This window comes from Pseudomonas sp. MT3 (assembly GCF_054720805.1).
In genome coordinates, this window is the sequence record NZ_JBTVPY010000040.1 from 1 (window position 1) to 20,148 (window position 20,148).

Annotated in this window: 21 protein-coding genes; 11 read left to right on the top strand and 10 right to left on the bottom strand. The window is 65.9% G+C overall.

From position 1 onward, the window contains the following. Positions 1 to 171: 171 nt before the first annotated feature. From ACYCAX_RS26100 to ACYCAX_RS26115, 4 genes are all read right to left on the bottom strand, one after another. Positions 172 to 1,446 carry an outer membrane protein transport protein gene (locus ACYCAX_RS26100; protein WP_015476336.1) on the bottom strand — a complete coding sequence of 425 codons (1,275 nt, stop codon included), beginning with the start codon at positions 1,444 to 1,446 and terminating at the stop codon, positions 172 to 174. Positions 1,447 to 1,631: 185 nt separating this feature from the next. Next, positions 1,632 to 2,111 (bottom strand): hypothetical protein, encoded by a 480-nt coding sequence (locus tag ACYCAX_RS26105; RefSeq protein ID WP_294971510.1) that lies wholly within the window; start codon positions 2,109 to 2,111, stop codon positions 1,632 to 1,634. Positions 2,112 to 2,292: 181 nt separating this feature from the next. Beyond that, on the bottom strand, positions 2,293 to 2,946 hold the full coding sequence (locus ACYCAX_RS26110; protein WP_294971513.1) for a tetratricopeptide repeat protein: 654 nt from the start codon (positions 2,944 to 2,946) through the stop codon (positions 2,293 to 2,295). A 112-nt stretch (positions 2,947 to 3,058) separates the two neighbouring features. Beyond that, positions 3,059 to 3,913 carry a sulfurtransferase gene (locus ACYCAX_RS26115; RefSeq protein WP_294971516.1) on the bottom strand — a complete coding sequence of 285 codons (855 nt, stop codon included), beginning with the start codon at positions 3,911 to 3,913 and terminating at the stop codon, positions 3,059 to 3,061. Positions 3,914 to 4,000: 87 nt separating this feature from the next. On the opposite strand from ACYCAX_RS26115, the gene ACYCAX_RS26120 reads away from it, so the two are divergent. Then, on the top strand, positions 4,001 to 4,795 hold the full coding sequence (locus tag ACYCAX_RS26120; protein WP_015476340.1) for a lysophospholipid acyltransferase family protein: 795 nt from the start codon (positions 4,001 to 4,003) through the stop codon (positions 4,793 to 4,795). A 23-nt stretch (positions 4,796 to 4,818) separates the two neighbouring features. On the opposite strand, the gene ACYCAX_RS26125 is transcribed toward ACYCAX_RS26120, so the two are convergent. Next, positions 4,819 to 5,880, bottom strand: coding sequence for an SMP-30/gluconolactonase/LRE family protein (locus tag ACYCAX_RS26125; protein WP_460249183.1), 1,062 nt, complete (start codon positions 5,878 to 5,880; stop codon positions 4,819 to 4,821). A 140-nt stretch (positions 5,881 to 6,020) separates the two neighbouring features. On the opposite strand from ACYCAX_RS26125, the gene rnd reads away from it, so the two are divergent. The 3 genes from rnd to ACYCAX_RS26140 all read left to right on the top strand — a co-directional run bounded on the left by rnd (position 6,021) and on the right by ACYCAX_RS26140 (position 8,647). Further along, positions 6,021 to 7,154, top strand: a complete 1,134-nt coding sequence (rnd, locus tag ACYCAX_RS26130) for a ribonuclease D (protein ID WP_294971523.1) — start codon at positions 6,021 to 6,023, stop codon at positions 7,152 to 7,154. 15 nt (positions 7,155 to 7,169) lie between these two features. Beyond that, positions 7,170 to 7,463 carry a YcgL domain-containing protein gene (locus tag ACYCAX_RS26135; RefSeq protein WP_015476343.1) on the top strand — a complete coding sequence of 98 codons (294 nt, stop codon included), beginning with the start codon at positions 7,170 to 7,172 and terminating at the stop codon, positions 7,461 to 7,463. A gap of 251 nt (positions 7,464 to 7,714) precedes the next feature. Then, positions 7,715 to 8,647 carry a D-2-hydroxyacid dehydrogenase gene (locus ACYCAX_RS26140; protein WP_015476344.1) on the top strand — a complete coding sequence of 311 codons (933 nt, stop codon included), beginning with the start codon at positions 7,715 to 7,717 and terminating at the stop codon, positions 8,645 to 8,647. A gap of 128 nt (positions 8,648 to 8,775) precedes the next feature. Here ACYCAX_RS26140 and ACYCAX_RS26145 read toward each other — a convergent pair whose 3' ends face one another. Further along, positions 8,776 to 9,369: a nitroreductase family protein gene (locus ACYCAX_RS26145; RefSeq protein ID WP_015476345.1), complete on the bottom strand. Its 594-nt coding sequence runs from the start codon at positions 9,367 to 9,369 to the stop codon at positions 8,776 to 8,778. A 266-nt stretch (positions 9,370 to 9,635) separates the two neighbouring features. Between ACYCAX_RS26145 and ACYCAX_RS26150 the strand changes: the two genes are divergently transcribed. Next, positions 9,636 to 10,085: a YcgN family cysteine cluster protein gene (locus ACYCAX_RS26150; RefSeq protein ID WP_015476346.1), complete on the top strand. Its 450-nt coding sequence runs from the start codon at positions 9,636 to 9,638 to the stop codon at positions 10,083 to 10,085. Between the two features lie 7 nt (positions 10,086 to 10,092). On the opposite strand, the gene ACYCAX_RS26155 is transcribed toward ACYCAX_RS26150, so the two are convergent. Together ACYCAX_RS26155 and ACYCAX_RS26160 are read right to left on the bottom strand one after the other, a co-directional pair. Beyond that, entirely contained in the window at positions 10,093 to 10,434 is a 342-nt protein-coding gene (locus tag ACYCAX_RS26155) for a CPCC family cysteine-rich protein (RefSeq protein ID WP_015476347.1), read from the bottom strand. Beyond that, positions 10,434 to 12,494: a S9 family peptidase gene (locus ACYCAX_RS26160; RefSeq protein ID WP_460249184.1), complete on the bottom strand. Its 2,061-nt coding sequence runs from the start codon at positions 12,492 to 12,494 to the stop codon at positions 10,434 to 10,436. The genes ACYCAX_RS26155 and ACYCAX_RS26160 overlap by 1 nt, the downstream gene beginning before the upstream one ends. Before the next feature lie 104 nt (positions 12,495 to 12,598). Here ACYCAX_RS26160 and ACYCAX_RS26165 point away from each other — a divergent pair, with 104 nt between their 5' ends. The 4 genes from ACYCAX_RS26165 (at position 12,599) to ACYCAX_RS26180 (ending at position 14,996) form a co-directional block, all read left to right on the top strand. Beyond that, positions 12,599 to 13,069, top strand: a complete 471-nt coding sequence (locus ACYCAX_RS26165; protein ID WP_015476349.1) for a hypothetical protein — start codon at positions 12,599 to 12,601, stop codon at positions 13,067 to 13,069. Between the two features lie 66 nt (positions 13,070 to 13,135). Next, positions 13,136 to 13,582: an HIT family protein gene (locus tag ACYCAX_RS26170; RefSeq protein ID WP_294971537.1), complete on the top strand. Its 447-nt coding sequence runs from the start codon at positions 13,136 to 13,138 to the stop codon at positions 13,580 to 13,582. A 3-nt stretch (positions 13,583 to 13,585) separates the two neighbouring features. Then, complete coding sequence (locus ACYCAX_RS26175; protein ID WP_015476351.1) at positions 13,586 to 14,359, top strand: class II glutamine amidotransferase; 774 nt, start codon at positions 13,586 to 13,588, stop codon at positions 14,357 to 14,359. Positions 14,360 to 14,471: 112 nt separating this feature from the next. Then, entirely contained in the window at positions 14,472 to 14,996 is a 525-nt protein-coding gene (locus tag ACYCAX_RS26180) for a DUF2937 family protein (RefSeq protein ID WP_294971541.1), read from the top strand. Positions 14,997 to 15,315: 319 nt separating this feature from the next. Here ACYCAX_RS26180 and aceK read toward each other — a convergent pair whose 3' ends face one another. Continuing rightward, positions 15,316 to 17,052, bottom strand: coding sequence for a bifunctional isocitrate dehydrogenase kinase/phosphatase (gene aceK, locus ACYCAX_RS26185; RefSeq protein ID WP_015476353.1), 1,737 nt, complete (start codon positions 17,050 to 17,052; stop codon positions 15,316 to 15,318). A gap of 140 nt (positions 17,053 to 17,192) precedes the next feature. On the opposite strand from aceK, the gene ACYCAX_RS26190 reads away from it, so the two are divergent. Then, a complete protein-coding gene (locus ACYCAX_RS26190) occupies positions 17,193 to 17,690 on the top strand; it encodes a GNAT family N-acetyltransferase (RefSeq protein ID WP_460249185.1) in 498 nt (165 codons plus the stop codon). An 85-nt stretch (positions 17,691 to 17,775) separates the two neighbouring features. Then, positions 17,776 to 18,681 (top strand): DMT family transporter, encoded by a 906-nt coding sequence (locus tag ACYCAX_RS26195; RefSeq protein ID WP_460249186.1) that lies wholly within the window; start codon positions 17,776 to 17,778, stop codon positions 18,679 to 18,681. A 48-nt stretch (positions 18,682 to 18,729) separates the two neighbouring features. On the opposite strand, the gene ACYCAX_RS26200 is transcribed toward ACYCAX_RS26195, so the two are convergent. After that, the gene (locus ACYCAX_RS26200) at positions 18,730 to 19,635 is read right to left on the bottom strand and encodes a DMT family transporter (RefSeq protein WP_460249187.1); all 906 of its coding nucleotides are present in this window, start codon (positions 19,633 to 19,635) and stop codon (positions 18,730 to 18,732) included. Positions 19,636 to 20,148 lie beyond the last annotated feature (513 nt).

The window sequence follows — 20,148 nt, forward strand, 5'->3', positions numbered from 1 at the left end:
AGGCTCCTACCCTACGCCATACAAGCGAGCTTGCTCGCGAACCGCTTGACGCCGTTGTCAGGGGGGCGCTTGGTTCGCGCAAGGGTTGGGGCCCCCGTCGCTCCTACAAAAAAGCCACCCATGAAAAAGCCGGGCAGATGCCCGGCTTTTTCATGTCCGCAGGTGGCGCTATCAGAAGCGATAGGTCATCTGTGCGGTCAGGCCGTGAGCGCTGTTGTCGTACTTGGCGCTGTAGGCCGGCTGCAGGGCGCTGCCTTCCAGGTTGACGCTAGCGGTGTCTTCCCACAGGTAGGCGTAGGCCATGTCGACGGTCAGGTCCGGGGTCGGCGACCAGCCGGCACCGAAGGTGACGATCTGGCGATCGCCCACCGGGATGCGCACGCTGCGGTAGTCGTTGTCGGTCGGCGACGGGTCGTAGGCGTAACCGGCACGCAGTACCCACTCCTGGTTCAACTGGTAGGAGGCGCCTACCGAGGCGGACCAGGTGTCATGCCACTTCAGGTCTTCGCCGATGGTGCCGAAGCCGAGGGCCTGACCCAGAGCCGGTACGCCGCTGTTTTCCACTTCGATCTTTTCCAGGCGGCTCCAGCGGGTCCATACCGCGCCGATGTAGCCAGTCCACTGGTCGTTGAACTTGTGGGTGATGGAGGTATCCACCGACTCCGGCAGGGTGATGTCCAGCTTGGCGTCGTAGGAGCCGTTCAGGCCCAGGGCGCCGGGGGCGTTCTTGACCTTGGTGCGGCCGTCCAGGTGATAGTCGACCTTGGAGTGGTAGGTCAGGCCCCAGGCGGTGTCGTCGGTCACGTCGACCAGTACGCCGATGTTGTAGCCCACCGCGGTGTCGTCACCCTTGATGTCGATGTGGGTGTCGCCCTGGCCGCCGGCCAGGCCGTTGGTGGCCAGGTCGTTCTTCAGCTGGCCGTCGATACGGTTGATGGTCGGGCCGAAACCGACGGAAACCTTATCGTTGACCTTGTAGGCGATGGTCGGCTGCAGGGTGATGACCTGGACCTTGCTGTAGGAACCGTGGTAGCTGCCCTGGAAGCCGTTCTCATAGTCGTTGATGATGCCGTAGGGGACGTACATGCCGAAGCCGAAGGTGAAGTCCTCGTTGATCGGCGTGGAGATGTAGCCGAACGGCACGGCGGCCAGGGGCACGGAATCGCCCTTGTTGGAGCCCGGATGCGGGCTGTTGGCCTGGCTGATGTCGTCCTTGGCATCGACAATGGCGAGACCGCCGCTGATTTCGGTGCGCTTGAGTTTGGACAGACCGGCCGGGTTGCCGTAAATGGTGCTGGCGTCGAGCGCCGAGGAAGCGCGGCCTGCGTAGGCAGTACCGGCGCCGCTGGCGCTCTGCTCGTTGATAGCGATGCCGTTGGCCAGGGCCTGGGCAGAGGCGGCGCTAATGGTCAGTGCGAGCGTGGTCTTGAGCCATGTTGTTTTCATTGTAAGAGCAACTCCTGTGTTTATCGGCGCGCAAGCTACCAAGATTCCCAGGTCTTGGGTAGTCTCTGGAAAGCGCTCTACCTTGGGCTTCAACGCTCAAACGAGCGTTCTATCGGTATCGTTACCGTTCGTCGCTGTATGTAAAAAACCTGACCGTTTGGTCATTCAGGGACTGTCGGCTCCGCTCAGGCCACCTGGCTGAGACTGCCAACGTAGCTGTGCCAGGCGTCGACGAAATCGTGCAGGCGTCCGTGGGGGTGGAAGACCCGGCGCCAGACCCGGGCCAGGCCCAGGGGATCGTCGGCGTGGGGCAGGGGGATGCGCTCGGCCTCGACCATCATCCAGGCGATGGCGGTGCTGTAGCGCAGGTTCACCGTGAGTTCCAGGTGCGGCGCGTCGAGGAAGGCGTGCTGACTGGCCAGCCCGCGAACCCGGCTAGCCAACTCCGGGTCGCAGGCCAGATAGCAGTCCCAGAGGCTCTGGTGACGGCTTTCACCGATGCGGTACAGCCCGTGGCCATGACTGTCGCCCAGCGCACTCCCCAGCGCCGATTGACAGGCCGCTGCCCCCAGCAGCAGCGCTTCCGCCGCGACACTATGCCGCTCCAGATACAGCAGGGTAGGGCGAATCACATAGTGGCACAGGTCGTTGGCGGCAATTCCCATGACGTCCTCGTCCTCGGTGACCGGCGGGGCGGGGCGACTTGGCAGCTTCGAGTGATTTTCCTGGCCCCGCCGGAAGCGGACTTAGCCGCTCGATTTGAAGTGTAGTGCGATAATTATGCTGTAAAGGCCTGTTTTTAAATTGTTTTGATGGTGCAGGAATAATCCATATTCCCTCCGGAAATTAGATGCTGGGCGGCAATTCGGGCATGGCCTCGAGTTTTTCCTCGGCCTCTTCGTGCCCCTGGTCCGCCGCGCGCTGGTACCACAGACGGGCCTGCGCGGGGTTCTTCGCCACCCCCCGACCCTTGGCGTAGCCCTCGGCCACGGCGAACTGGGCATCCACGTCGCCCTGCTCGGCCGACTTCCTGTACAGCGCGAAGGCCCGCTTGTCGCTGCGGGTCACCCCGGTGCCGTTCTCGTACATGATCGCCAGGTTGTACTCGGCGTCCTTGTCGTTCTGGTCGACGGCCTTCTGGTACCAGTACACGGCCTTCTCCGCGCTCTGCTCCACGCCGTCGCCGCTGTCATAGGCGTTGCCCAGGTTGTACTGGGCGCAGGCGTGTCCCTGTTCGGCGGCCTTCTGGTACCAGTACGCGGCCTGCTCGTAGCTCTGCTCGAACTCGTCGCTGCCGGAGTCGTATTCCAGGCCGAGGCTGTACTGGGCGGTGGCGTGGCCGGCGTTGGCCGCCGTCACCAGTTCGTCGCCGTACAGGTCGGACCAGTGGTCCGTGATGGAACAGGGTGTGGCCTCCAGGGTGGCAGCCTGGATCGGGGTGGCGGCCCACAGGCACAGCAGGGCGCTGGCGAGCAGGGTGTGGCGGAGACGGGTGGGCATGGGATCACTCCTTTGAAAATGGGCATGAGTCTGACGCATGCCCGGGTACCTATCCATCGGAACACAAGCGCCCGGCATGACGCGTATTCCGTTTTCGCTGCGGGACGACTGATCAGTCGCCCTTGGCCACCGGGCGCCTGGCATCGGTGATCCATTCGCTCCAGGAGCCGGCGTACAGGCGCCCCAGCGGATAGCCGGCCAGGCTCATGGCGAACAGGTTGTGGCAGGCGGTGACGCCGGAGCCGCAATAGGCCACCAGGTCTTGCGCCGGGCGGCCGCGCAGCAGGCTGGCGAAGCGCTGGTGCAGGTGCTCCGGGCGCAGGAAGCGGCCGTCGCTGCCGAGGTTGTCGGTGAACGCCGCGCACTGGGCGCCGGGGATGTGGCCGGCGACCGGGTCGATGGGTTCCACTTCGCCACGGAAGCGCGGCAGCCCGCGGGCGTCCACCAGCGGCAGGTCGGGTTCGCCCAGGCGCGCGCCGAGAGCCGTGGCGTCGATCAGCAGGCTGTTGTCCGGCTTGCCCTGGAAGTCGCCGGGGCGCACGGGCGTCTCGGCGGTGGTCAGGCGCAGGCCGGCGGCGTGCCAGGCGGCAAGGCCGCCGTCGAGCAGGTAGACACCCTCGCGCTTGCCCAGCCACAGCAGCAGCCACCAGGCGCGGGCGGCGAAGGCGCCGGGGCCGTCGTCGTACAGCACTACTTCGCTTTCCGTCTCCAGGCCCCAGGCGCGCAGGCGTTCCAGCAACTGTTGCGGATCGGGCAGCGGGTGGCGGCCGGTCACGCCGGGAACGACAGGTGCGGAAAGGTCCTTGTTGAGGTCGGCGAAGTGGGCCCCGGGAATATGGTTTTCCTGATAGCTGCGGGCCCCGTAGCCGGGATCGTCGAGGGAGAAACGGCAGTCGAGCAGGACCAGGTTCGGGTCATCGAGGCGGGCGGCCAGTTGCTCGGGCGTGAGCAGGCGGGCGTAGGTCATGGGCGCATTCCTGTGTCGTGACGGGGCTTGGGCGCATCATAAGGCTTGTATCGCGAACAAGTTACTCTCGGTGGGGAATTGGCGAAAATGCTCAATCTGCAATCGGCGCCGCGCAAGGCCGGCCCGCTGCGCGTCGCCCTGGTGGGGCTGGCGACCGTCCTGATCACCCTGGGCTACAGCGTCCGTGTGCTGGCGCTTGGCGCCATCGGCCGGCTGCGTCGCGGCAAGGTCGACGGTTTCACCCGCGACTGGTCGGGGAGCCTGCTGCGCCTGACCGGTGCGCGCCTGAGCCGCCACGGCGAAGTACCGGACTTCGGCGATGGCCGCCGCTACATGATCCTTTGCACCCACTCCAGCTTTTACGATATCCCGGCGATCTTCGTGACCATGCCCGGCTCGATCCGCATGCTGGCGAAGAAGGAACTGTTCGCGGTGCCGATCTGGGGCGCGGCGATGCGCGCGGCGGAGTTCCCGTCCATCGACCGGCACAACCGCCACCAGGCCATGGCCGACCTGGCCAAGGCGCGGGAAATGATGGAGAGCGGCATCGTGCTCTGGGCCGCACCCGAGGGCACGCGCTCCAAGGATGGCAAGCTGCAGCCGTTCAAGAAAGGCTGCTTCCGCCTGGCCCAGCAGACCGACGCGATCATCGTTCCGGTGGCTATCCGTGGCATCCAGCAACTGCTGCCGGCGGGCGGCCTCAAGCTGAACCTCGGCATGCCGGTGGAGGTGCATGTCGGCGCGCCCATCGACTCCACCCGGTTCACTGAGCATGGCGTCGATGCGCTGATGGGGGAGGTGCGCGAGCGCATGCTGGAGCTGCTGGAACCCGCCGCCGTGCCCGCACCGGCGCCTGCCCTGAAGGAGCAGACGCCGGCCTGAAGCGTCCTGGGAGCCGGCGCCTTTCAGTGGATCGGCAGCCGGCCGATGCGGTCGTTCTCCAGGCTGCCCAGGTAGAGCACGCCGTTCACCGGTTTGGCCGAAGTCACCATGCGCAGGTGCTGGCCGCTGGTGTCATGCAGGCTGCGGACGATCTCGCCTTTCTCGTTCACCTGGATCACCAGGCCGTAGGGCACCGGCTTGGGCAGCACGGCGCGCGGCAGTTTGGTCAATTGGCGCTTGAGCCAGGGCATCTGCTGGATCAGGTCGGCGTCGGCCTTGCGCGGCGAGGGCAGGGCCACCCAGAAGGTGCCGCTGCGGTCACTGGCGAGGTTGTCCGGCAGGCCCGGCAGGTTGTCGACGAACACGTCATGCTGCCCGGCCTTCTCACCCTTGAGCCAATAGCGGGTGATGCGGTAGCGGTAGGTCTCGTTGACCAGCACGAAGTCCTCGTTCTGCGACAGCGCCACGCCGTTGGCGAAGTACAGGTCCTTGAGCAGCGTCTCGGTCTTGCCGGTGGCCGGGTCGTAGCGCAGCAGGCGGCCGTGAGGGCGGGCTTCGAGCAGGTCGAGGATGTAGTCGGGCTGGTGGAAGCGGCTGGACGCGTCGCTGAAATAGATGCGGCCGTCGCTGGCGATGTCCAGGTCGTCGGTGAAGGCGAAGGGAATTCCGTCGGCCGAATCGGTCAGCACGCGGATCTTGCCCTGCGGGTCGACCTCCAGCAGGCCCTTCCAGGCGTCGGCGACGATCAGCTTGCCGCTCTTGTCGAACGCCAGGCCCAGCGGGCGGCCGCCGGTTTCGACGAAGGTTTCGGCCTTGCCGTCGGTGCCAATACGCACGATGCGCCCGTCATCCAGCCCGGCGAAAACCCGGCCCTGGCTGTCCACGGCGGTGTCTTCGGGGCCGACGATCTGGCCCTGGGCGAGCAGTTCGGCTTTCATCAGCGTGTCGTTGGGTTCCATCACGCCGGTCATCGGCGGCGCCTTGGGCGGCGTCCAGGCCAACGGATCGATGGGGCTGGGCGTGAGCGCCAGGTAGACCGCGAGGGCTACGACCAGCAGGACGACCAGTCCGAGAAGCTTTTTCATGCGCAAGCTGCCTTCTTGTTGTTGTGGGCGGGGCAAAGCGTAGAGATTGCCATGCAGTTGTCACAGACCGATGGCCGAGTGGAATGCTCGCACATCATGCATCTCTATATACTGCGCGCACCGAAACGAAGGAGATGTTCGTGACCGCTCTCGATATTCAGTGGATTCGCGACGATGCCAGCCTCGAGCGCAAGTGCCGGGACTGGAAAGAACTGCCGTACCTCGCGCTCGATACCGAGTTCATGCGTGTCGATACCTTCTATCCCGAAGCCGGTCTGGTGCAGGTGGGCGATGGCAGCGGCGTGTGGCTGATCGACCCGCTGCTGATCCGCGACTGGTCGCCGTTCGCAGCCGTGCTGGAGTCGCCGCTGGTGGTCAAGGTATTCCATGCCTGCGGCGAGGACCTGGAAGTCTTCCAGCGCCTGACCGGCAGCCTGCCGCAGCCGCTGTTCGACACCCAGTTGGCCGCCGCCTACCTGGGCATGCCGCACTCGATGGGCTATTCGAAGCTGGTGCTGGAGATCCTCGGGATCGACCTGCCCAAGGACGAGACCCGCTCCGACTGGCTGCAGCGCCCGCTGACCGACATGCAGGTGCGCTACGCCGCCGAGGACGTGCAGCACCTGGCCGAGGTCTACGTGAAGCTGGCGCCGCGCCTGAGCGACGAGAAGCTGCAGTGGCTGCTGGCCGATGGCACCGACCTGACCAACAACCAGAGTCGCGTCAGCGACCCGCAGGAGGCCTACCTCGACGTCAAGCTGGCGTGGAAGCTCAATCGCCCGCAACTGGCCGTGCTGCGCGAGCTGTGCGTCTGGCGCGAGGAGCAGGCGCGGTTGCGCAACAAGCCGCGCAACCATGTGCTGCGCGAGCACACCCTGTGGCCGCTGGCGCGTTTCCAGCCGGCCGACAAGGTCGCCCTGGCGCGTATCGACGACATGCACCCGCGCACCGTGCGCCAGGATGGCGACACCCTGATCGCACTGATCGCCCACGCGGCGAAGCTGCCGGAAGCCGTTCATCCCGAGATGCTGCCCGAGCCGCTGCCGCGCGAGGTTACGCCGGTACTGAAGAAGTTGCGCGAAGTCGGCCAGAAAGAGGCCGAGCGCCTGAACATGGCCCCCGAGCTGATGCTGCGCAAGAAGGTACTCGAGGCGCTGCTCAAGACCGGCTGGCCGAACGGCCCCTACCAACTGCCCGAGTCGCTGCAGGGTTGGCGCCGCGAACTGATGGGCCAGGCCCTGCTGGACAGCCTTGCCGTCCAGCTCACCGAATAACGCGGAAGAGACACCATGAAACGCATCTGCTCCATCTACAAGAGCCCGCGCAAGAACGAGATGTACCTGTACGTCGACAAGCGCGAAGCGCTGACCCGCGTGCCGGAGGCGCTGATCGCCGTGTTCGGCCCGCCGCAGCACACCTTCGACCTGGTGCTCAGTCCCGAGCGCCAACTGGCCCGCGAGGACATCGACAAGGTCCTGGAAAACATCGAGAAGCAGGGGTTCCACCTGCAGATGCCGCCGGTCGAAGAGGAGTACATCGAGCACCTGCCGGAGGAGCTGCTGCGGATGAACGATCCGCTCTGATCCCTGGCCGTCCGGCAACATTTTCTCGAGCCGTGAACGGGTACAGTGCTGGTACTGTGCAAGTTCGCGGCTTGAGCGCATTATGCGCGGAGAAAAAGGGTTCAACGGAGCGGAACGCTTGGTCTCTGGCTGTGTCTATAGCCGCCTGTCTTCCCTCGAACTAATACCGATATCAATGGGAAGCTCTCTTGAGGCGAGTCCAGATGCGCCAGCCTGAAACGTTACACCGATCGAAGCGAAGGTCCTGAGTCATGCGCCTGCTCGTTCTCGATCGTGATCATGCCCTTTACGCCGCCCTGATCATGGCGGCGGAGCCCCGAATTACGGTGGTGTCCGGTGACCAGCCGGACAAGCTCGTTGCTGCCGCCGCCGAATGCCCCGTCTGGCTGGCCCAACCCGATTTCGCCGCGCAACTGCTGCGCCAGGGCGTGCATCCGGTGTGGATCCAGTCCAGCTGGGCGGGCATCACGCCGCTGCTGGCGGACGATCTGCCCAAGGACTACGCGCTGACCCGCGCCGTGGGCATCTTCGGCCAGGTCATGACCGAATACCTGCTCACCTACCTGCTTGCCCATGAGCGGCAGATGCTCGGCCGCCTGGCCAGCCAGGTCGGCGTGCAGTGGGACGATCGCCTGCCCGGCACGCTCAATGGCCGCCAGGTGCTGATCATCGGAACCGGCGAGATCGGCCAGGCGGTGGCGCACATGCTGGCGCCGTTCGGCGTGGACCTGGTGGGCGTGGCGAAGAACCCGCGATCGCTGCTGCCGTTCAGCCGCGTGGGCGCGCTGGAGGATCTGCCACGCCTGGTGCAGACCGCCGACTACGTGGTGAACCTGTTGCCCGATACCGAGCACACCCGCGATATCTACAACCTGCCGCTGTTCAACCGGATGAAACCGACCGCGCTGTTCATCAATGCCGGCCGTGGCACCTCGGTGGTCGATGCCGACCTGGTGTCGGCGCTGGAGGCCAACCGGATCGCCGGCGCGGTGATCGATGTCTGCCGCGAAGAGCCGCTGCCGGCGCAGCATGCGTTCTGGCATACCCCGCGCCTGCTGCTTACCGGACACACCGCCGCGCCGACGCTGCCGGGGCCGCTGATCGAACTGTTCCGCGACAACCTCACGCGCTTCTGGGCTGGCCAGGAAATGCGCGGCGAAGTGGATTTCACTCGCGGTTATTGAAACCTGATGCCGTCAATGAAAAAGGTCCCGGATGGGGCCTTTTTCATGTGCGGGCCTTTCCTGGGAGCGAGCCTGCAAGGCGCGCTGCATCGCCGTTCGCGAGCAAGCTCGCTCCTACATGAATGGTTTCAGAGCGAGAAGTCGCCCTCGGCCACGATTTCCGCCAGTGGGCGGCGGGCATTGGGCACTTCGCGAGCTTGCAGGCTCTCGGAGAGGGTCGACTTGTCGCCCAGCTTGCCGATGGCGATCACCGCATGGATCTCATGGTCCGCCGGGACCTTCAGCTCGCTGCGCGCCAGGTCGCGGTCGAAGCCGGCCATGCCGTGGGTGTGCCAACCGGCCAGGCTCGCCTGCAGCGCCAGGAAGCCCCAGGCCGAGCCGGTGTCGAAGCTGTGCCAGAGGGCGGGCTTCTCTTCGGCGGAGCCGGGCGGGGCGAAGGTGGTCTTGGACAGCACCACCACCAGCGCCGAGGCGTTCTGCGCCCAGCCACGGTTGAACTCGCCCAGCAGGTTCAGGTAGCGCTGCCAGTTCGGTGTGTCGCGGCGCGCGTAGAGGAAGCGCCAGGGCTGCGAGTTGAAGGAGGACGGCGCCCAGCGCGCGGCTTCGATGAAGCTCAGCAGGGTGGCTTCGGGGATGGCTTCGCCGCTGAAGGCGCGGGGCGACCAGCGATTGATGAACTGCGGATCGATCGGGTGCTCGGCAACGCGAGGATTGGCGCTCATGGTGGCTCCTGTGAGGGCTTGGGATGGGCCGATGGTGCCGTGGACGGCCGGGCATCGCGGATGGGGACGGGCGGCGCGGCTGCGGAGGCAGATGGCGGGTGCTGCGCCAGGTGTGACAGGCGCAACGGACCGGGCCCGTAGGGCGCCCAACCTAACCAGCGTGGCGCGCTCTGGCAAGCGTCTTGCGGTCAATGGTCGCCTGCGCTTGGCCTTCGCGCGCTGCGGGCTTAGACTTTGCGCCCCGTGAAGCTGCTCCTGTACAAAACATGGCCGCCAAAGTCGAACCCTTCTGGAAACGCAAGACCCTCGACCAGCTCGATCAGGACGAGTGGGAGTCGCTGTGCGACGGTTGCGGCCTGTGCTGCCTGCAGAAGCTGGAGGACGAGGACGACGGTACCGTCTACTACACGCGCATCGCCTGCAAGCTGCTGGACCTGAAGACCTGCCGCTGCACCGACTACGCCAACCGCCGCGTGACGGTGCCGGACTGCATCCAGCTCACCCCGGCCCAGGCCGATGAGTTCCAGTGGCTGCCGCCGACCTGCGCCTATCGCCTGGTGGCCGAGCGCAAGGACCTGCCGCTGTGGCACCATCTGGTCTGTGGCGACCCCGATGCGGTGCACCACGAGCGCATCTCCCAGTCCGGCCGCATGCTCGCCGAGGGCTCGGTGCCCGAGGACGACTGGGAAGAGCACCTGATCTTCCGCGCCGGCTGATCCGCGCTCAGCGCGGCGCGCGCAGCCAGTAACAGGCTTCCTCGCCGGTCAGTGGAGTCTCGTTGTCCGGCAATTCCACGCGCTTTTCCCACAGCGGGAACCAACGCTCGTCCTTCTCGTCGTCGATGGTGGCCGGGCGTACCTGCGCGCGGAAGCGCCGTTCGCAGGCGCCCCATTGCACGAAGTTGACCTGCGCCTCGATCAGGCTCACGGCGTTGGCGCCGCCGCGTGCATCGGGGAAGCACAGCTGCAGATGGTCATCTTCCCAGTAGCAGATTTCACAAATCTCGTACGACCCCGGCGGGTCGCCGAAACTGAAGTAGCCGCAGCACGGGCAGGTGTAGAGCATCAGGCGTTGCCTTCGATGCCCAGCACCTTGAACAGGAAGGCGTATTCCAGCGCCACGTCCTTCAGGCCCTGGTAACGGCCGCTCATGCCGCCGTGGCCGGCGCCCAGGTCGGTCTTGAGCAGCAGCAGGTTGTCGTCGGTCTTGCTCACCCGCAGCTTGGCCACCCACTTGGCGGCTTCCCAGTACTGCACGCGGCTGTCGTTGTAGCCGGCCACCGCCAGCAGCGCCGGATAGTTCTGGGCGCTGACGTTCTCGTAGGGGGCGTAGGCGCGGATGCGCGCGTAGACCTCCGGCTCTTCCGGGTTGCCCCATTCGTCGTACTCGGTGACGGTCAGCGGCAGGTCGGGGTTGAGCATGCTGTTGAGCACGTCGACGAAGGGCACCTCGGCGATGGCCGCGGCGAACAGCTGCGGGCGCTGGTTGAGCACCGCGCCGATCAGCAGGCCGCCGGCGCTGCCGCCGCTGATGGCCAGTTGCGCCGGGGTACTGTAGCCCTGGGCCAGCAGGTGTTCGGCGCAGGCGATGAAGTCGCCGAAGGTGTTCTGCTTGTGCGCGAGCTTGCCGGCGCGGTACCAGGCTTCGCCCAGCTCGCCGCCGCCGCGTACGTGGGCGATGGCGAAGACGAAGCCGCGCTCCAGCAGGCTCAGGCGGGCGTGGGAGAACCAGGGGTCGAGGCTCTCGCCGTAGGCGCCGTAGCCATAGAGGTAGAGCGGCGCGGGCTTGCCTTGGGCGACGTCTTCCAGCACCTCGCGGCGGCCGACCAGGCTGATCGGCACCTGCACGCCGTCGGCAGCGTCGGCCCAGAGGCGGCGGCTTTCGTAGGCGTCGGCGTCGAACGGGCCTTCCACCGGGGTCTGCTTGAGGACTTTCTGTTCGCCGCTGGCGAGGTCCAGCTGGCGGATCTGCGCCGGGCGGTTGAGCGCCTCGTAGCGCAGGCGGATCACCGCGCTGTCGAACTCCAGGCTGTCCTGTACATGGAGGTTGTAGGCGGCGTCCGGCAAATCGACGCGGTGCGCCGGCTGGCCGTGCGGGTGGACTTCGACGATCGGCAGGCCGCCTTCGCGCAGGCTCAGGGTGAGCGCGCTGGCGCTCAGGGTCAGGCCTTCGAGCATCACGTCGTCGCGGTGCGCCACCAGCTCGATCCAGTGAGTGCGGGTCGGCTGCGCTTCGCTGGCGTGGTAGAGGGCGAAGTTGATGCCGGTCTGGTTACTGCGGATCAGCCAGGCCCAGTCGCCGTTCAGGCGGCCGTGGTCGGGGTAGTACTCGTGGTCTTCCTCGCGCGGCGCGAGGCAGGCGAACTCGCCGTCGGGGGTGTCGGCGTCCAGTACCCAGGCTTCGCTGGTGGTCTTGCTACCCAGCAGCAGGATCAGTTGGCGCTCGGAACTGGCACGGTAGCAGTGCAGGAAGAAGCGTCCGTCGCGCTCCTCGAACACCTGTTCGGCGCTGTTTTCGCCCAGGTGGTGGCGGTACAGCTTGTGCGGGCGGTGGGTGTCGTCCAGCTCGCCGAAGAACAGGGTGCGGTTGTCGTTGGCCCAGGTCAGGCTGCCGTCGCAGTTTTCGAAGGGCAGGGCGGTGACGCTGCCATCGGCCAGTTCCTTCACGTAGAGCGTGTAGATCTCGTCGCCGCTGGTATCCAGGCTGTAGGCCAGCTTCGAGTGGTCCGGGCTGATGCTGAAAGTGCCCACGGAGAGGAAGTCGCCGCCGGCCAGGGCGTTCGGGTCGAGCAGCAGTTGTTCGGCCTGCTCGTCGACGTCCAGCGAACCGTCGGCCGGGCGCGGGCAACGGTAGTGGCGCGGGTATTCGTCACCGGCGGTGGTGCGCTGGTAGTACAGCCAGGGGCCCCAGGGCGTGGGCAGCGACAGGTCGGTTTCGCGGATGCGCCCCTTGATCTCCTGGAACAGCCGTTCGCGCAATTTCGTCTGAGGAAGTAGCTGATCCTCGAGGTAGGCATTTTCCGCTTTCAGATAGTCGAGGACATCCTTCGCGTCGTGGTTTTCCAGCCAGGCGTAGGGATCGGCGGCGGGCTCGCGGCGGGCGATGGGGGGCTGGCGGTCGATCATGGCGGCTCCTGGGGCGGCGGCATGGATGACGCCCGGCTGCGCACCCATGAGTAAAAGCAGCTATCATACGCACCCCTCTGTCGACACCGCACGTACGCACGCGCATGAACGAACACGATTACACGCTCGCCTGGGGCGCCTATCTGGGCGCCGGCCTCGGCCTGACTCTGGTCTGGTTCCTGATGACCGGCTGGATGTGGCGTTGGCTGCGCGAACCGCTGCGGATCATCGTCGTCGTGCTGCTGTTCACCCCGACGCCGGTGGACCCGGCCAATAACCTCTACGCCCCGGCCATCGCCATCACCGCGCTGGACGTGGTGTTCAAGGTCGGCAACAACGCCTGGCGCGCAGTGTCCGACCTGGCGCTGGTGCTGCTGGCGGCGTTCGGCGTGTACCTGTTGTTCGTGCTGATCCGCTGGTCCATCGAGCGGGCGCTGAAAAAGCGCCGCAAAGCGCCGGACCCGGAAGACGAGCCGACCCTGCGCCAATTGATGCAGCCGGAGCTGATGCCCGACGTGGACACCCGCACCGACGATCAGGGCGAACGCCGCATGCGTATCGAGCCGCGCCTCTGATTTCGCGCCTTGCGTCCTGACCGACACGCGTCCAGCATGAACTGAACGGCCTTTCGAGGAGTTCTCATGGACTGCGTGTTCTGTGCCATCGCGGCCGGTCGCGTGCCGGCCCGCACCCTCTACGAAGACGATCATTTCATCGTGCTGCTGGATATCTACCCGCTGCGGCCCGCGCATCTGCTGCTGGTGGCGCGGGAACACGCGACCTTCCTGCACCAGCTTTCGGAAAGCGCGCAGCAGGACCTGATCCCGCTGGCCGAACGCATGCAGCGTGTGCTGCGCCGGGCCGGTTATGGCCGGGTCGGCATCAATCTGCTGGTCAACGACGGCCCCGCGGCCAACCAGCACCTAGCGCATTTTCATCTGCACCTGATTCCGCGTGAGCTGAACGATCTGCCGGCCCTGCTGCTGCGCGTGCTCATACGGTTCCTGCCGCTGGGGCGGCGGAGGATGCAGCAACGCCTGGAACGCGAGCTGCACCGGCTGCGCGAGGCACTGTTGGAGGAGAACTGATTCATGTGCGAGTTGCTCGGCATGAGCGCCAACGTCCCGACGGACATCGTGTTCAGCTTCACCGGGCTGATGCAGCGTGGCGGCGGCACCGGTCCGCACCGCGACGGCTGGGGCATCGCTTTCTACGAAGGGCGTGGGGTGCGCCTGTTCCAGGACCCGTCGGCGAGCATCGACTCGGAAGTGGCGCGCCTGGTGCAGCGCTACCCGATCAAGAGCGAGACGGTGATCGGCCACATCCGCCAGGCCAACGTCGGCAAGGTCTGCCTGTCCAATACGCACCCCTTCGTGCGCGAGATGGGCGGGCGCTACTGGACCTTCGCCCACAACGGCCAGCTTGCCGACTTCCACCCCGAGCCGGGGCTGTACCGTCCGGTGGGCGATACCGACAGCGAGACGGCCTTCTGCGACCTGCTCAACCGGGTGCGCCGTGCCTTTCCCGAGCCGGTTCCGGTGGAAGTGCTGCTGCCCACGCTGGTCAGCGCCTGCGCCGCCTTCCGTGAGAAAGGCGTGTTCAACTGCCTGCTCAGCGATGGTGACTGGCTGTTCACCTTCTGCAGCAGCAAGCTGGCCTGGATCACCCGCCGCGCGCCGTTCGGCCCGGCGCGGTTGAAGGACGCCGACCTGACCGTGGACTTCCAGTCCGAGACCACACCCAACGACGTGGTCACGGTGATCGCCACCGAGCCGCTGACCGACAACGAGAACTGGACCCTGATGCAGGGCGGCGAGTGGATGCTCTGGTGGCGCGGCGAGATCGTCGACCAGGGGCGGATCTGACCCGGTCCGCGCGCATCCGTGCGACGCAGGCCCGGACCTCGCGGGCGCCTTCGATGACAATCGGCGGCGCCCGCGCGGGCGAATCCAATACGACAATAACGAGGGGGAGAAGATGCTGCGCAGCTACATTCGCATGGTGCTGTTCGCACTGGGTCTGATGGTGGCGGTACAGGTGCCAGGCTTCATCAAGGACTACACCCAGCGCATCGACGCCCATCGCATCGAGGCGGCCCAGGCGCTGCAAGGCTTCAAGGACACCTCCGGGCAGTTCTTCAAGGGCGATCTGAATGCCCTGGTGGCACATTATCGCGGCAGCGCCGATCCGGTATTCCAGCGCGACGCGGACAACATCGAACGCCTGTTGCGCCGCGCCCAACTGTTCGAGAATGAATGGCGGGCCTTGCAGGGCAACTGGCTACAGCGTGCCTGGCACATGGCAACGGCACCGAACCCCGAGCTGCTGCAGGAAACCTACGCGAACTACCGCTACCAGGTTGTGCTGGAGCCCGACGCCATCGGCTGGGGCCTGGCTGGCGGCCTGGTACTGGCATGGATCGCCGAGGTGCTGATGGCCTCGCTGGCGGCGCTGGTCGGCCTGGGCGACAACCGCCGCGCCACGCGCCGGCACTGGAACTGAGGCCTGGCGGCTTTTCGTAGGAGCGGACAGCTCCAGGTTCGGATCAGCCCTCACCCTAACCCTCTCCCAGGGGGAGAGGGGACCGTTCGGCGCAGGGAGCAATCAAGGCGTCAGCCGATACAGACGGCTCCCTCTCCCTGAGGGAGACGACTGCATGGATGCAGGAGGTAGAGCGACGCAGGATGTCAAAGCCGAGGGCTGGCGGCTCTTCGTAGGAGCGAGCTTGCTCGCGAACCTTCGTTCGCCGGATGAAGTGGTATCAGGCACAGCTCCGCTGTTCGCGAGCAGGCTCGCTCCTACAGGTCGTGCTCGACACGGGTCAACGCGCCAGCGCTGCTTCCGGCGATTCATGCCGGCGGTAGGGGAACACGTCGATCACCTTGCCGGCCAGGATCTGCTCCTGCAGGCCCTTCCAGTAATCCGCGTCGAACAGGTTGCCGTGCAGCCGGGCAAACAGCCGGCGCTGCTTCAGGTCGACGAACAGGAAGCGCGGGAACTCCTCCGGGAACACGTCCATCGGCCCCACCGAGTACCACGGCTCGGAGGACATCTCGTCCTCCTCGTAGCGCGCCGGCGGAATGTGGCGGAAGTTCACCTCGGTCAGGTAGCTGATCTCGTCGTAGTCGTAGAACACCACGCGGCCGTGGCGGGTGACGCCGAAGTTCTTCAGCAGCATGTCGCCGGGGAAGATGTTCGCCGCCGCCAGTTGCTTGATGGCCAGGCCATAGTCGTTCAGCGCTTCCTCCACCTGCGCCTGCGTGGCGTGCTCCAGGTAGATATTCAGCGGGGTCATGCGGCGCTCGGTCCAGCAGTGGCGGATCAGCACTACGTCGCCTTCCAGCTTCACGGTGGAGGGGGCTACCTCCAGCAGTTCGGCGAGGCAGTTCGGGTCGAACTTGCGCACCGGGAAGCGGAAGTCGGCGAACTGCTGGGTATCGGCCAGGCGGCCGACGCGGTCGTGGTTCTTCACCAGCTGGTACTTCTGGATCACCGTGGCGTGGTCCACGGTCTTGGCCGGGTTGAAGTTGTCCTTGATGATCTTGAACACGGTATTGAAGCCGGGCAGGGTGAACACGCTCATCACCATCCCGCGCACACCCGGCGCCATGATGAACAGGTCGTCGGTGGTCGCCAGGTGGTTGATCAGCGCGCGGTAGAACTCGCTCTTGCCCTGCTTGTAGAAGCCGATGGAGGTGTACAGCTCGGCGATGTGCTTGCCCGGCAGCAGGCGCTTGAGGAACGCCACCAGCTCCGCCGGCACCGGTGCGTCGACCATGAAGTAGGAGCGGGTGAAGGAGAAGATGATCGAGACTTCCGCCTCGTCGGTGATCACCGTGTCGAACTGGATGCCGCGCCCCTCGTGGTGCACCAGCGGAAATACCAGCGGCCACTGCTCGTCCGGGGTGAACAGGCGACCCACCAGGTAGGCGCCCTTGTTGCGGTAGAACACCGAGCCGATCAGTTCGAGGGTGAGCAACGGGTCCTTGCAGACCCAGTCCGGCAGGCTGGCGCGCAGCAGGTTGTCGATGCGTTCCAGGTCGCGCTCGCGGTCGTCGTAGTCCACGGCGAAGCGGTAGTCGTTGAAGATCTGCTCCAGGCTGTGGCGCAGATGGCCTTCGGGACGGTACAGGCGGGTGTGCGGGTCGCGCGCATGGGCACGCAGGGACGGCCGGGTGGTGTGCACGAACATGGTGCCGTCGCTGATGTTGTCGTGGCTGAACAGGCCGCAGAAGATCGAGTTGAACCAGGTTTCCGCCAGTTCGTCGTCCAGGCGCGGATCGATCAGGCTGATGTAGGCGCTCTTGGCGATGGGCCAGCGCTCCACATCCACCAGGTCGATATGGGGCATCGCGCGGGTCAGGCGTCCCACGGTTTCGGCGACCTTTTCCTCGTACAAGTTGATCCGCTCGGCGGAGGCCTGCTGTGCCTCCTGCCAGAGCGCCTGCTCGAAGCGCGCCGGCGCACCGTCGGTGATCTGGTGGAAGCGTGCGCGGTAGTCGTCGAAGCCTTCGAGGATCAGGGTCGCGATCTCGGTCGCCGGCCAGTGCTCGGTCATGGGAGCGCCTCTGCTGAGTTCTTGTGCAGCGAGCTTAGCCAGGGGGAAGGAGGAGGGAAAGGGAGATTTCCCACAGCCGGTGGTGCACGCAGTGCCGTATGCTGGACGGCCCATTTCCGTAGGCAAGGAGCCTTCAAGCGATGGACGATATCCGCATCGAACGCTGCACGGAGCAGCATATCAACGGCCTTGCGGCTCTCTACAACGACCCGGCCGTGTGCCGACAAGTCCTGCAGATGCCGCATCAGGCGCCGGAGTTGTGGCGCAAGCGGCTGGTGCTTGATGACGAGCGCCGGGTGACATTGATGGCGATGCATCAGGACCAGGTGATCGGTAGCGCCAGCCTCGAACAATTCTCCCGAGTGCGCCGCAGCCATTGCGGCAGCATCGGCATGGACGTCGCCGTGGCCTGGCAAGGACGTGGCGTTGGCAGTCGGTTGATGGCCGAGTTGCTGGAGGTGGCCGACAACTGGATGAACCTGCGGCGGGTGGAGCTGACGGTCTACACCGACAACGCCCCGGCCATCGCGCTGTACCGCAAGTTTGGTTTCGAAGTGGAAGGCCAACTGCGTGAATACGCCATTCGCGACGGCGCCTACGTCGACGTACTGAGCATGGCGCGCCTTCGGAGAAGTTGACCGTGGATTTTGAAAGTCAGCTGTGGATGGATGTGGTTTTCCACCGGCGTAGTCTGGTGGCTTACCTGCCCTGGAGCTCTTCGCGATGAATCCCGCTGCTGTGCTGAATATGTTCGGGCTGGCCGCCATCTGGGGCGCCAGCTTCCTGTTCATGCGTCAACTGGTGCCGGCTATCGGCGTGATGCCAACGGCCTTCTTCCGCGTCGTGCTGTCGGCGCTGGGGTTGGTGGTGATCATGCTCGTACTGCGCACCCGCTGGGATTTTCGCGGCAAGCTCACGCGCATCCTGCTGATCGGCGTGATCGCTTCCGGCATTCCGGTGCTGATGTACAGCCTGGCGGCGCAGGTGCTGCCGGCGGGGTATTCGGCGATTTTCAACGCCACCACGCCGCTGATGGGCGTGTTGATCGGTTCGCTGTTCTTCGGTGAGGCGCTCACCGGTGGCAAGGCTCTCGGCGTGCTGCTGGGGTTGGCGGGCGTCGCAGTGCTGACCCGTGCCGGGCCCGTGCCTTTCGATGCCCAGGTGCTCTGGGGCGCCGCGGCCTGCCTGGTGGCGACCACCTGCTACGGCTTCGCCGGCTATTTCACCAAGCGCTGGATCAACGACCAGGGCGGGCTGGATTTCGCCGTCTCGGCGCTGGGCAGTCAGACCGGTGCGACCCTCTGCCTGCTGCCGTTTTTCCTCGGCACCAGCCTGAACATGCCGCTGGCGCCGCTGGCCGAACCGAAGATCCTGCTCGCGCTGGCCGGGCTGGGCTTCCTCTGTACGTCCTTCGCCTACGTCCTGTACTTCCGCCTGCTGGCCAGCATCGGCCCGCTGAAGACCATGACAGTGACGTTCCTGATTCCGCCGTTCGGCGTGTTCTGGGGCGTGCTGCTGCTGGATGAGTCGCTGTCCTGGGCGCACCTGCAGGGTGGCGTACTGATCGCTCTGGCGCTGTGGCTGGTGCTGCGCCCGGCGCCGCAGCCGAAGGCAGAGGCAGCCAACTGAGCGAAGCGCAGGCGAGGAGCGATCCTCGCCTGCGTCTTTCGGGGCTGGCTAGCGGTTATCCACAGCCGGTGTCGACTTGGATTCACTGGCCGGGACTGCCGGGCGGAAGACCAGCATCAAGCCCAGCACGATCAGCCCCATTCCCAGCAGGCCGAGGGCGGACAGGCGATTGCCGAACACCGCGTAATCCATCAGCGCCGTGACCGCCGGCACCAGGTAGAACAGGCTGGTGACGTTGACCAGGTTGCCCGCCGCGATCATCCGGTAGAGCAGCACGGTGGCCAGCACCGAGACCATCAGGCCCATCCACAGCGCGCTGAGGATGAACGCGGCATTCCATTCCACGTGCAGCGGCTGGAAGGGCGTGACGGCGATGCACAGCGCCAGTCCGGCGATGTATTGCAGGGGCAGGGTGCCCAGCGGGTTCTCGCGGATGTTCTTCTGCAGGATCGAACCGCCGGTGATCGACAGCAGCGCCAGCAGGCAGCAGGCCAGGCCGGCGAAGGTCAGGCCGGACAGTCCGATGCTCTGGTAGACCACCATCACCAGCCCGATCAGCCCCAGCGCGAGGCCGCCCAGGCGCGGCGCCGAATGCCGGCGCTCGAGCAGGAAGCTGGTCAGCATCGGCTGCACGCCCAGCACGGTGGCAATGACGCCGGGGGTGACGTGCAGGTCCAGCGCCATCAGGTAGAAGATCGGGTAGATGCCCAGCATCACCAGGCCGGTAAGCACGGCGTGGCGCACCTGCTTGCGCTCGCGCGGCCAGCGCAGGCCGATCAGCGGCGAGAGGATCAGCAGCGCCACCAGCGCGGTACCGAAGCGGGCGATGAGGAAGACTATCGGCGAAGCATGGGCCAGGCCCCACTTGCTGATGATGGCGGCACTGCTCCACAGCAGCACGAACAGGGAGGTGCTGGCCAGGGCGGCCAGGGAGGAACGGTTGAGCGAAATCATGCAATGCACCTGTCGTCAGGCAGATCACGACCGGCCATTAATGGGCCGGACACAGACCGGGCGCCGCGTCAGTCGGGCGCGGAAAACCAGGCGATGGAAAACGCGTGTGGCGTCAGAAGCTCACGCCGGGTGGCGGGTAGGCCGCACCGGGAGGCGGAGGCGACGCGACAGCGACGACAGGGGGCGGAGGAGGGCAGGCCGCGCCCGCACCCGCGCCGCAGGCCGGAGAGGCTGCAACGGTGATTGCCGGATCGGGCAATGGGTATCGGGACATGGAAGGCGAACCTTGTTGAGTGGGGCAGCATTGGCGCTGCGTGGACTGACTATAGCGGCCTTCGCGCGAGGGGGCGAGCCCTGTGCGAGTCGCGCGGCAATGCGCGATTCCTGCGACAGAAACGACTGCGCGGGCAGGATGCTGGTGCTCTTCGTAGGAGCGAGCTTGCTCGCGAACCGATTTTGCCGCGGAGCCCGTTCGCGAGCAAGCTCGCTTGTATGGCGTAGGGTAGGAGCCTG